Raw genomic sequence first — 11,553 nt, forward strand, 5'->3', positions numbered from 1 at the left:
CCTGCCCCGGTGCTGAAAAGGGGTGGGTCAGCCGTCCTGGCGGGTGCCGTGCGCCTCGGCGAGCGCGCGCAGCGCGCGGGCGTCGCGGATGGCCCGTTCCTTGGCGATGCCGGGCTGGATGCCGAGCGCGGGCAGGCTGGTGCCGTCGCTGAGGTCCAGGAAGACCCAGGGGTCGCCGGGGCGGAGGTTGACGCGCAGGATCTCCGCCCAGGCGAGCCGCCGGGTCCGGGTGAGGTTGACGACGGTGACGCCCGTGTCGTCGGCGACGACCTTGGGGCGGCTCAGCAGCGCCAGGACCGCGAAGAAGACCGTGGCGGTGAAGACGAAGCTGGCCCGCTCGCCCCCGCTCATGTTCTCCAGGAGCAGTGCGACGCCGGTGATCACGGCGAACATCACGGCGCCCACGCTCAGCAGCACGGCCCGGGTGCGGGTCGGCCGGAACGTGACCGGGAGAGCGGGGAGCCGGGGGGCGGGGGCGGACACGGGGAACGTCACTTCCGTACGGGAGTCGGGGGCCGGGCGGACCGGTCAGAGGCGGCAGGCGTGGATGGCCGTGGTGAGGATCGCGCGGGCGCCCAGCTCGTACAGGTCGTCCATGATCCGCTGGGCCTCCTTGGCCGGGACCATGGCGCGCACCGCGACCCAGCCCTCGTTGTGGAGGGGCGAGATCGTCGGCGACTCCAGGCCCGGGGTGAGGGCGACGGCCCGCTCCAGGTGCTCGGCGCGGCAGTCGTAGTCCATCATCACGTAACTGCGGGCGACCAGGACGCCCTGGAGGCGGCGCAGGAACTGCCGCACCTTGGGGTTCTCGGCGTCGGCGCCGGTGCGGCGGATGACGGCCGCCTCCGACTTCATGATCGGCTCTCCGAAGACCTCGAGACCCGCGTTGCGCAGCGAGGTGCCGGTCTCCACGACGTCCGCGATGACCTGGGCGACGCCCAGCTCGATGGCGGTCTCCACGGCCCCGTCGAGGTGCACCACGGAGGCGGCGATACCGGCCTCGGCCAGGTGCTTGGCGACGATGCCCTCGTAGGAAGTGGCGATCGTCTTGCCCGCCAGGTCCTCGATGCCGGAGACGGTGCCGGGCTTGGCGGCGAAGCGGAAGGTGGAGCGGGCGAAGCCGAGCGGCAGGATCACCTCGGCGTCGGCCCCCGAGTCGATCAGCAGGTCCTCGCCGGTGATGCCGATGTCGAGCTTGCCCGCCGACACGTAGATCGCGATGTCCTTGGGGCGGAGGTAGAAGAACTCCACCTCGTTGACCGGGTCGACCAGGACGAGTTCCTTGGACTCCTTGCGCATCTGGTAGCCGGCCTCATGGAGCATCGCCGACGCAGGTCCGGACAGTGAACCCTTGTTGGGGACGGCGATGCGCAGCATGAGGTCGGCTTCCTTCAGGTGAGGGGTGGGGGTGTGCGGGTGTGCTCAGAGGTGGGCGTAGACGTCGTCGAGGGAGATCCCGCGCGCGACCATCATCACCTGGACGTGGTACAGCAGCTGCGAGATCTCCTCGGCGGCGGCGTCCTTGCTCTCGTACTCGGCGGCCATCCAGACCTCGGCGGCCTCCTCGACGACCTTCTTGCCGATGGCATGCACGCCCTTGTCCACCAGCTCGGCGGTGCGGGAGGTGGACGGGTCGCCGTTGGCGGCCTTGAGCTGGAGCTCGGTGAAGAGCTCTTCGAAACTCTTGGAGGGTTTGTTCGCCATGATGCTTCTCAGGGTAAGGGGTGCGTCCCTGCCACTCAGCGCCAGGGTTCGCTGACGGTGCGCAGCGTGGCGGCCGTGGCGACGGCGGCGGTGACCGCTTCGTGGCCCTTGTCCTCGTTCGACCCTTCGAGGCCGGCCCGGTCCAGGGCCTGCTCCTCGGTGTCGCAGGTCAGCACGCCGAATCCGACGGGTACGCCGGTGTCGATGCTGACCTGGGTGAGACCGTTGGTGACACCCTGGCACACGTAGTCGAAGTGCGGTGTACCGCCCCTGATGACGACGCCCAGGGCGACGACCGCATCGTACCCGCGGCCCGCGCAGACCTTGGCGACGACCGGCAGCTCGAAGCTGCCGGGGACGCGCAGCAGCGTCGGCTCGTCGATGCCGAGCTCGTGCAGGGCGCGCAGGGCGCCGTCGACGAGTCCGTCCATGACCTTCTCGTGCCACTGCGCCGCGATCACGGCGACCCGGAGGTCTGCGCAGTTGCGTACGGACAGTTCGGGTGCGCCCTTGCCACTCACGTGCTACTCCTCGGTGATCTTCGCTGTTACGGGTGTCGTCAGGGGGTCGTTACTGGTTGCCGCAGGTCGACGCGGTCGCGTCCAGCCACGGCAGGTCGTGTCCCATCCGGTCGCGCTTGGTGCGCAGGTACCGCAGATTGTGCTCGCCCGCCTTCACGGGCATCGGCTCGCGGCCGGTGACCTTCAGGCCGTGGCGCACCAGGGCGTCGGTCTTCTCGGGGTTGTTGGTCATCAGCCGCAGGCTGCGCACGCCCAGGTTCTCCAGGATCTGCGCGCCGGCCGCGTAGTCGCGGGCGTCGGCGGGCAGGCCCAGCTCCAGGTTGGCGTCGAGCGTGTCGCGGCCGCGCTCCTGGAGCTCGTAGGCGCGCAGCTTGGAGAGCAGTCCGATGCCGCGCCCCTCGTGGCCGCGCAGATAGACCACGACGCCGCGGCCCGCCTCGGTGATGCGCGCCATGGAGGCCTGGAGCTGGGGACCGCAGTCGCAGCGCTGGGAGTGGAAGATGTCGCCGGTCAGGCACTCGGAGTGGACGCGTACCAGCACGTCCTCGCCGTCCCCGAGCTCGCCGTGGACGAGGGCGACGTGCTCGACGCCGTCGACGGTGGAGCGGTAGCCGTAGGCGGTGAACTCCCCGAAGGAGGTGGGGAGGTGGACCTCGGCCTCGCGGCGCACGGTCGGCTCGCTGGAGCGGCGGTAGGCGATCAGGTCCTCGATGGAGATGATCGTCAGACCGTGCTTGCGGGCGAACGGGATGAGTTCGGGCAGCCGCAGCATGACGCCGTCCTCACCGGCGATCTCCACGATCGCACCGGCCGGGGCCAGCCCCGCGAGCCGGGCCAGGTCGACCGCGGCCTCGGTGTGGCCGTTGCGGGCGAGGACACCGCCGGGCTTGGCGCGCAGCGGGAAGATGTGCCCGGGGCGGACGAAGTCGCCGGCCTCGGACTGCCCGTGGGCGAGCAGGCGCAGGGTGGTGGCGCGGTCGGCGGCGGAGATGCCGGTGGAGACGCCGTGCGCGGGGGACGCGTCGACCGAGACGGTGAACGCGGTCTTCATCGACTCGGTGTTGTGGTCGACCATCTGCGGCAGCCGCAGCCGGTCGAGCGCCTCGCCCTCCATGGGCGCGCAGATCAGCCCGCGGCACTCGCTCATCATGAACGCGACGATCTCGGGGGTCGCCTTCTCGGCGGCGATGACGAGGTCGCCCTCGTTCTCGCGGTCCTCGTCGTCCACGACCACGACCGGCCGTCCGGCCGCGATGTCGCGGACGGCCTGCTCGACGGGGTCGAGGGAGAGGTCCTCGCGGTTGTCGGTGGAGTACCAGGTGGGTGTGGTGGCGCTCATGCCGCCGCTCCTTCCAGGACGGGCTGCGCGCTCGTACGGGAGCGCAGCCACCAGTCGCGCAGGCCCCACAGGACGATTGCGCCGTAGATGACGTAGACGAAGCCGGAGAAGGCGAAGCCGTTGGCGAAGTTGAGCGGCACGCCCACGGCGTCGACGAGCAGCCAGGCGAGCCAGAACTCGACCATGCCGCGCGCCTGGGCGTACATGGCGACGATCGTGCCGACGAAGATGTACGCGTCCGGCCACGGGTCCCACGACAGCGTCGGGTAGGCGGTGAACAGGGCGCCGACCGCGAGGGTGCCGAGCGCCGCGCCCGCGGCGAGCAGCCCGCGCTCGCGCCAGGTGGCGAAGCGCACCGCGATGGAGCCGTCCTGGCCCTGGCGCCGCCCGCCGCGCCACTGGTACCAGCCCCACAGCGCCACCACGATGACCACCAGCTGCTTGCCGGCGCTGCCGGAGAGGTGGGCCGTGCTGAAGGCGGCCAGCAGGATGACGCCGGACAGGAGCTGGGCGGGCCAGGTCCATATGGAGCGCCGCCAGCCGAGTGCGAGGGCGGCCAGACCGACCGTGTTGCCGATCATGTCGGACCACATGATGTGCTGGTCGAAGGCGGTGAACGCCTCGGAGTTGAGCCAGTTCACTTCGGGTCCTCCTGGCCGCGGGCGCCGAGCAGGCGCTCGACGTACTTGGCGATCACGTCGACCTCCAGGTTGACCGGGTCACCGGGCTGCTTGTGGCCGAGCGTGGTCAGCGCGAGGGTGGTGGGGATGAGGCTGATGGTGAAGTAGTCGGGGCCGGCGTCGACGACCGTGAGGCTGACGCCGTCGACGGTGATCGAGCCCTTCTCGACGACGTAGCGGGAGAGGTCCGCGGGAAGCGAGACCTTGACGATCTCCCAGTTCTCCGAGGGGGTGCGGGCCACGATGGCGCCCGTGCCGTCGACATGGCCCTGGACGATGTGCCCGCCGAGCCGCCCGCCCACGGCCATCGGCCGCTCCAGGTTGACGCGGGCGCCGACGTCGAGGGCGCCGAGGCTGGAGCGCAGAAGCGTCTCCTCCATGACGTCGGCGGTGAACTCGCCGTCGCCGCTCTCCACGACGGTCAGACAGACTCCATTGACGGCGATCGAGTCGCCGTGCCGGGCTCCCTCGGTGACGACGGGGCCGCGCAGACGGAAGCGGGAGGAGTCGCCGAGCTTCTCGACGGCGGTGACCTCACCCAGCTCTTCGACGATTCCGGTGAACACGCTCAACGCTCCTTGGGAGTGGCACTGATACGGAGATCGGGGCCGACGCGGACGGTCTCGGTCAGTTCGAGCCGCAACGCCTCGGCGATCGTGGTGATTCCGGCGTCGCCCAGGGCCGCCGGGCCCGCCCCCAGCAGGACGGGGGCGAGGTAGCCGACGACCTTGTCGACCGCGCCCGCGGCGACGAAGGCCCCGGCGAGGGCCGGGCCGCCTTCGAGGAGGACGGACCGCACACCCCGGGCGTGCAGGGCGGCGAGCAGCGCCGGGATGTCCAGACCGGTGGCGGCGCGCGGCAGCCGCACCACCTCGGTGCCCGCCAGATGGGCGGTGCCGGCGTCCTCGGCGACCGCGATCAGGGTCGGCGCGGCGCCGTCGAGGACCCGGGCGCCGGGCAGCACGGCCGCGGCCTCGGTGTCGACGACGACCCGCAGCGGCTGGACGGCGCCGTCGATCCCGCGCACCGCGAGGTGGGGGTCGTCGGCGCGGGCGGTACCGGACCCCACGACCACGGCGTCCGCCTCGGCGCGCAGCCGGTGGACGTCGGCGCGGGAGGCGTCCGAGGTGATCCAGCGGCTGCTGCCGTCCTCGGCCGCGATCCGGCCGTCCAGGGTCGCGGCGTACTTCCACAGGACGTACGGGCGGCCGAGCCGTACGGAGGTGAGCCAGGCGGTGTTTCCGGCCTCGGCCTCGGCCGCGAGCACGCCCTGCTCGACCGCGACGCCTGCCGCCGCGAGCGTCTCGGCGCCCCCGGTGGCCTGCGGGTTCGGGTCGCCGACCGCGTACACGACGCGGGCGATGCCGGCCTCGACGAGCGCCTGGGCGCAGGGGCCGGTGCGGCCGGTGTGGTTGCAGGGTTCGAGGGTGACGTAGGCGGTGCCGCCCCGGGCCTTCCCGCCCGCGGCGGACAGGGCGTGGACCTCGGCGTGCGGGCCGCCGGCCTCCTGGTGGAAGCCCTCGCCGACGACGGCGCCCGAGGCGTCGGTGATGACACACCCGACGACCGGGTTGGGGCTGGTGGAGCCGAGTCCGCGCGCGGCGAGCTCGACGGCTCGGCGCATGGCGTCTGCGTCGGCTGCGGTGGCCACCGGGTCCTCCTGCCTCTTCGGGCACGGACTCCGGGGCTGTCGATGAACGACAGAGAGCGGGAACAGGGCCGTACGGACAGCTCACGCATGGCCGAAGGACGCCGATCGCCGATGACGGCGATCCGCACAACGGCCGGCCTGAGCCCTCGAAGGGCCCGCCCGCCGCGCACTGCCTCCCATCCGGACTTTCACCGTCGGTCCAGGAATTCCACCTGGTCAACCGGCCACTGGATGCGGCCGGGTCGCGGACTATTACCGCCGGTTCGGAATTACACCGACCCCGGAGTGCGCTGCTGCTGGTACAGGGTCAGTGTGCCACGACTGATCGTCGGCCATACGGGCGAACATCTATGGCCTGGGTCACAGTCCGGTAGCGACCCGTGACGGAGGTTGACCGTCCGCCATCACCGGCCCCCTGCGGCCGAACATTGGTCCATACCTATTGACGCTCTGGTCTAGTCCTCTTAATCTCCGTGTCACCTCCGAGGTGAGGCCGCCGGTGTGCGCACGCCGGGGCCGCCGCACGACCGCCCGCAGTCCGCCGTGTCCCACCGACCTCCCCTGGAGGAACCGATCGTGCTGTCCCCCACTCGTACGAGAGCCACGCTGCTCGCGACCGGTGCCGCGGTCGCCGGGCTGCTGCTCTCGACGCTCTCCGCGGGCGTCTCGCACGCCTCCGACAACGAACCGTGTCGCCCCGACGGGCTCTACAAGACGCCGGGCGTCGACGTCCCGTACTGCTCCGTGTACGACACGGAGGGCCGGGAGAAGATGGGCGCGGACCACCAGCGCCGGGTCATCGGGTACTTCACCGGCTGGCGCACCGGCCAGGACGGGACCCCGGCCTACCTCGCCTCCGACATCCCGTGGGACAAGGTCACCCACGTCAACTACGCCTTCGCGCACATCGGTTCCGACAACAAGATCTCCGTCGGCGGCGACGGCGAGAAGAACGCGGCTACCGGGATGACCTGGCCCGGCGTCGCCGGGGCCGAGATGGACCCCGCGCTCCCCTACAAGGGCCACTTCAACCTCCTGAACAAATTCAAGAAGCAGCACCCGAACGTGAAGTCGCTGATCTCGGTGGGCGGCTGGGCCGAGACGGGCGGCTACTTCGGCGACGACGGCAAGCGCGTCGCCTCGGGCGGCTTCTACTCGGTGACCACCAACGCCGACGGCTCGGTGAACCAGCCGGGCATCGACACCTTCGCGGACTCGGCCGTCGCCTTCGTCAAGAAGTACGGGTTCAACGGCGTCGACATCGACTACGAGTACCCCACCACGATGAAGGACGCGGGCAACCCGCTGGACTGGACGCTGTCCAACGCGCGCCGGGCGGGCCTGGTCAAGGGCTACGCGGTGCTGATGAAGTCGCTGCGCGAGAAGCTGGACCGCGCGGGAGCGGCCGACGGGAAGCACTACCTCCTCTCCGTCGCCGCGCCCTCGTCCGGCTATCTGCTGCGGGGCATGGAGACCTTCCAGGTGCAGAAGTACCTGGACTACGTCAACATCATGTCGTACGACCTGCACGGCGCCTGGAACGAGTACGTGGGCCCGAACGCCTCGCTCTTCGACGACGGCAAGGACGCCGAACTCGCCGCCGCGGGCGTCTACTCCACCTCCCAGTACGGCGGGATCGGCTACCTCAACGCCGACTGGGCCTACCACTACTTCCGCGGTTCGATGCCGGCCGGGCGCATCAACATGGGGCTGCCGTACTACACCCGGGGCTTCAAGAACGTGAGCGGCGGGACGGACGGGCTCTGGGGCAGGGCCGCCTCCACCAGCTGCCCGGCCGGGTCGGGGCTGACCAAGTGCGGTGACGGCGCGACCGGCATCGACAACCTCTGGCACGACCTCGACGACAACGGCAAGGAGGCCCCGGCGGGCTCCAACCCGATGTGGCACGCCAAGAACCTGGAGAAGGGCGTCGTCGGCGACTACGTGACCAAGTACGGCTTCCCCGCCGGTACCCGGCTGACCGGCGCCTACGCCCGCAAGTACAGCTCGGCGCTGGTGGCGCCCTGGCTGTGGAACGACCAGAAGAAGGTCTTCCTGTCCACCGAGGACGAGCAGTCGGTGAACGCCAAGGCCGACTACATCGTCGACCGGGGCATCGGCGGCACGATGGTCTGGGAGCTCGCGGGTGACTACAGGTACAACGCGGCCAAGGGCCAGTACGAGCCGGGGTCGACGCTGACGTCCGCGATGTACGACAAGTTCAAGACGGCCGCCCCGTACGGCGCCAAGCGCTCCTCGGTGACCCTGCCGACGCAGGCGCTCGACATCGGCGTGGACTTCGGGCAGTTCCCGCTCGGCGACTCCAACTACCCGATCAGCCCGAAGGTGACGCTCACCAACCGCACCAGGGCGACGCTGCCGGGCGGCACGGAGTTCCAGTTCGACTACGGCACCTCGGCCCCGGCGAACGCCAAGGACCAGTCCGGCTTCGGCACCACGATCGTGCGCAGCGACCACACCGGCAGCAACGTGGGCGGGCTCAAGGGTGACTACAACCGGGTCTCGCTGAAGCTCCCGGCCTGGCAGTCGCTGGCCCCGGGCGCCTCGGTGACGCTGGACTTCGTCTACTACCTGCCGGTGTCCACGCCCTCCAACTGGACGGTGACCTTCGGCGGCCGCACCTACGCGGTGGCCGGCGACCTCACCCGCGGCGCGACGCCTACCGAGCCGGACACGGGCACGACGGGCGGCACCACCGGGGGGACCACGGGAGGTACCACCGGGGGGACCGGAGGGACCACAGGCGGGACGACGGGTGGCACCACCGGCGGTACCACGGGCGGCACCACTGGCGGTGGCTCCTGCACCGCGCCCGGCTGGTCGGCCACGGCCGAGTACGGCGGCGGCACGACCGTCTCGTACAAGTCCCACACCTGGAAGGCGAAGTGGTGGACGAAGGGCGAGGAGCCCGGGACCACCGGCGAGTGGGGCGTCTGGCAGGACCTCGGCGGCTGCTGAGGCCCCGCTCCCCGAACGCCCGGCGGCGCGCCTCGGGGCCCTTGCCGCCCCGCCGGGCACCCTCGGCGAAGCGCCCGCACCCCGGCCGGACCTACCGGCCGGGGTGCGGTGCGTCAGGGCCCGAACAGCGCGTCCTGCGCGGCGTCCCGGGCGGCGAGCAGGGCCCCGCGCAGCACCGCGCGGTCCCCGAGCTCGCTGGTCCTGACGTCCGCGCCGAGCGGGGTGAGGGCGGCGAGCCGGGCGCTCACCCGGGCGGAGAGCGACGCCCCGCCCGCGTGGCCGAGTTCGCCGCCCAGAACGATCAGGCCCGGGTCCAGTACGGAGACCACGGCCGCCGCGCCGATGGCGATCCGCTCGGCGAGCGCGTCCAGGAACGGGCCGTCCGCCTCACGCACCAGGGCCTCCGCGCCGCCGCTCAGCCCGTGCCCGGCGGCGAGCCGCACCACCGCCTCGGCGCCCGCGAGCGCGTGGAACCCGCCGTCGCAGCCGGTCGCGGACGGCAGCGCTCCGGTTCCGGGGACGGGCAGGAAGCCGATCTCGCCCGCGCCACCGGAGGCTCCCCGGCGCAGCTTCCCGTCCAGGAAGACCGCCGCCCCCACGCCCTGGCCCAGCCAGAACAGGACGAAGTCGGCCTGGCCGCGCGCGGCACCGAGGCGGTGCTCGGCCATCGCCGCCAGGTTCACCTCGTTCTCGACGAGGACCGCGGCCGACAGCCGCCCGTGGAGGGCGGGGACCAGCGCCCGGTGCCAGGCGGGCAGCCCCGTGCTGTCGCGCAGCTCACCGGTCGCCGGGTCGATCAGGCCGGGCGCCCCGATCCCGATGCTGTGCAGCCGCTCGGCGCCCGCCTCCTTCGCGGTGCGCTCCAGGAGCGCCACCGCCTGCTCCACGGCCGGCTCCGTCCCGGCCTCGGCGTCGATCGGCAGGGCGGCCCGGGCGAGGGTCGCGCCGAGCAGGTCCGCCACCACCACCGTGACGCTGTCGGTGCGCACGTCGAGGGCGGCGAGGTGGGCCCGGTCGGCGACGATCCCGTACAGCCTGGCGTTGGGTCCGCGCCGCTCGGCGCCGGACTCCCCCACGACCTGGACCAGCCCCGAGCCCTGGAGCCGCTCGACCAGGTCGGCGACGGTGGGCCGGGACAGACCGGTGAGTTTCTTGAGCTGACCCGCCGTCAGCGGCCCCTCGTCCTGGAGCAGACGCAGGGCGAGGCGGTCGTTGATGACCCGGGCGGTGCTCGGTGATGCGGGCATGCCGGAATCCTTCCAGACGACCGAAAGCCGGTGGACGGCACGGTATTTATCAGGCAGGCTTCCTGATAGTTTAACGCGGGCACCGGACCGCACCGTCCACGCAAAGGGGAGGACCGGCCAGATGACGACCGAAGCGGGTGCCGCACCACGGCAGTTGAGGCGGGCCAGGATCGCGATCGCCGCGGTGTTCTGCGTCCATGGCACGGTCACCGGGAACTTCGCCACCCGGGTCCCCTGGATCCAGGAGCACACCGGGATCTCCACCGGCCAGCTCGGTCTGGCGCTCGCGTTCCCTGCCATCGGCTCGTCGCTGCTGATGCCGCTCTCGGGCGCGGTCACGCACCGCTTCGGGGCGCGCCGGGCGCTGCGCGCCCTGCTGGCGCTGTGGACCCTGGCGCTCGCCCTCCCGGCGCTCGCGCCCAACCTCTACACGCTCTGCGCGGCGCTCTTCGTGTTCGGGGCGACGGCGGGCCTGTCGGACGTCGCCATGAACGCGCTGGGCGTGGAGACCGAGGACCGGCTCGGGCGGTCCATCATGTCGGGGCTGCACGGGATGTGGAGCGCGGGCGCGCTGATCGGCTCGACCGCCGGTACGTTCGCCGCGCACCTCGGCGTCGACGCGCGCGTGCACCATCTCGTGGCGGCGGCCGTCCTCACCGCGCTCGGCGCGCTCTGCTGCGGCGCCGTGCTGGATCTGCGCAGCGCGCCCGACGAGGTGGCGCCGCCGCGCTTCACCCTGCCGCCGAGGGCGGCGGTGGTGATCGGCCTCGTCGCGTTCTGCGCGGTGTTCGCCGAGGGGGCGAGCCTGGACTGGTCGGCGGTCTATCTGCGGGACACCCTGGACGCGTCGGCGGGGCTCGCCGCCGCCTCGACCACCGCGTTCACCCTGACCATGACGGTGGCGCGGATCGCGGGCGACCGGGTGGTGGACCGGTTCGGCGCGGTACGGACGGTCCGCTGCGGCGGTGTGCTGGCCACGGCGGGCGGGCTCGCGGTGGTCCTGGCGCCCTCGCCGGCCGTGGCGATGGCCGGGTTCGCCCTGGTGGGACTCGGAGTCGCGGTGGTGGTGCCGCTGGCGTTCGCGGCGGCCGGGCGCAGCGGTCCGAACCCGAGTCAGGCCATCGCGGGTGTCGCCACCATCACGTACACCTCGGGCCTCGTGGCCCCCTCGACGATCGGCGGCATCGCCGATCTCACCTCCCTGACGGTGTCGTTCGGTCTGGTGACGGTGCTGGCGCTGGGGCTGGTGGCGGGGGCGAACGTGCTGCGTACGTCAGGGCGCGCCCCGGCCGCGGGTGGCGGGGCCGCCGTGGAGGCGGCACCGGCGCGGTCGACCGGCACCGCCCCCTAGGCTCACCCGGCGGCCATGCCCGATATTCCCCTCGTAGAGGCACCTTCCCACCCAGAAGCTTCACATAGCTGAACGCTGTTC

The 11,553-nt window shown here is 72.0% G+C and carries 11 protein-coding genes and 1 riboswitch; of the genes, 2 read left to right on the top strand and 9 right to left on the bottom strand.

Features of this window, described 5'->3' with window-relative positions; genetic code table 11:
- Positions 1 to 27 precede the first annotated feature (27 nt).
- The 8 genes from ACZ4MU_RS14730 to ribD are packed head-to-tail and all read right to left on the bottom strand — an operon-like array spanning position 28 to position 5,895.
- Positions 28 to 483: a PH domain-containing protein gene (locus tag ACZ4MU_RS14730; protein ID WP_467876341.1), complete on the bottom strand. Its 456-nt coding sequence runs from the start codon at positions 481 to 483 to the stop codon at positions 28 to 30.
- A gap of 45 nt (positions 484 to 528) precedes the next feature.
- On the bottom strand, positions 529 to 1,377 hold the full coding sequence (gene hisG, locus ACZ4MU_RS14735; RefSeq protein ID WP_467875631.1) for an ATP phosphoribosyltransferase: 849 nt from the start codon (positions 1,375 to 1,377) through the stop codon (positions 529 to 531).
- A 45-nt stretch (positions 1,378 to 1,422) separates the two neighbouring features.
- The gene (locus tag ACZ4MU_RS14740) at positions 1,423 to 1,704 is read right to left on the bottom strand and encodes a phosphoribosyl-ATP diphosphatase (protein WP_188275085.1); all 282 of its coding nucleotides are present in this window, start codon (positions 1,702 to 1,704) and stop codon (positions 1,423 to 1,425) included.
- A 35-nt stretch (positions 1,705 to 1,739) separates the two neighbouring features.
- Positions 1,740 to 2,225 (bottom strand): 6,7-dimethyl-8-ribityllumazine synthase, encoded by a 486-nt coding sequence (gene ribH, locus ACZ4MU_RS14745; protein ID WP_358836079.1) that lies wholly within the window; start codon positions 2,223 to 2,225, stop codon positions 1,740 to 1,742.
- A gap of 49 nt (positions 2,226 to 2,274) precedes the next feature.
- Positions 2,275 to 3,564 carry a bifunctional 3,4-dihydroxy-2-butanone-4-phosphate synthase/GTP cyclohydrolase II gene (locus tag ACZ4MU_RS14750; RefSeq protein WP_467875634.1) on the bottom strand — a complete coding sequence of 430 codons (1,290 nt, stop codon included), beginning with the start codon at positions 3,562 to 3,564 and terminating at the stop codon, positions 2,275 to 2,277.
- Positions 3,561 to 4,205, bottom strand: coding sequence for a nicotinamide mononucleotide transporter family protein (locus ACZ4MU_RS14755; RefSeq protein WP_467875636.1), 645 nt, complete (start codon positions 4,203 to 4,205; stop codon positions 3,561 to 3,563). The genes ACZ4MU_RS14750 and ACZ4MU_RS14755 overlap by 4 nt, the downstream gene beginning before the upstream one ends.
- Complete coding sequence (locus tag ACZ4MU_RS14760) at positions 4,202 to 4,810, bottom strand: riboflavin synthase (RefSeq protein WP_467875638.1); 609 nt, start codon at positions 4,808 to 4,810, stop codon at positions 4,202 to 4,204. The genes ACZ4MU_RS14755 and ACZ4MU_RS14760 overlap by 4 nt, the downstream gene beginning before the upstream one ends.
- 2 nt (positions 4,811 to 4,812) lie before the next feature.
- Positions 4,813 to 5,895, bottom strand: coding sequence for a bifunctional diaminohydroxyphosphoribosylaminopyrimidine deaminase/5-amino-6-(5-phosphoribosylamino)uracil reductase RibD (ribD, locus tag ACZ4MU_RS14765; RefSeq protein WP_467875641.1), 1,083 nt, complete (start codon positions 5,893 to 5,895; stop codon positions 4,813 to 4,815).
- A 162-nt stretch (positions 5,896 to 6,057) separates the two neighbouring features.
- A riboswitch (FMN riboswitch) is annotated at positions 6,058 to 6,188 on the bottom strand.
- A 283-nt stretch (positions 6,189 to 6,471) separates the two neighbouring features.
- Here ribD and ACZ4MU_RS14770 point away from each other — a divergent pair.
- The gene (locus ACZ4MU_RS14770; protein ID WP_467875643.1) at positions 6,472 to 8,874 is read left to right on the top strand and encodes a chitinase C-terminal domain-containing protein; all 2,403 of its coding nucleotides are present in this window, start codon (positions 6,472 to 6,474) and stop codon (positions 8,872 to 8,874) included.
- Between the two features lie 113 nt (positions 8,875 to 8,987).
- Here the strand turns inward: ACZ4MU_RS14770 and ACZ4MU_RS14775 are convergent, their stop codons facing one another.
- A complete protein-coding gene (locus ACZ4MU_RS14775) occupies positions 8,988 to 10,121 on the bottom strand; it encodes an ROK family transcriptional regulator (RefSeq protein WP_467875646.1) in 1,134 nt (377 codons plus the stop codon).
- A gap of 121 nt (positions 10,122 to 10,242) precedes the next feature.
- Between ACZ4MU_RS14775 and ACZ4MU_RS14780 the strand changes: the two genes are divergently transcribed.
- Entirely contained in the window at positions 10,243 to 11,472 is a 1,230-nt protein-coding gene (locus ACZ4MU_RS14780) for an MFS transporter (protein ID WP_467875649.1), read from the top strand.
- Positions 11,473 to 11,553 lie beyond the last annotated feature (81 nt).

Source organism: Streptomyces sp. NPDC026377 (assembly GCF_055567715.1).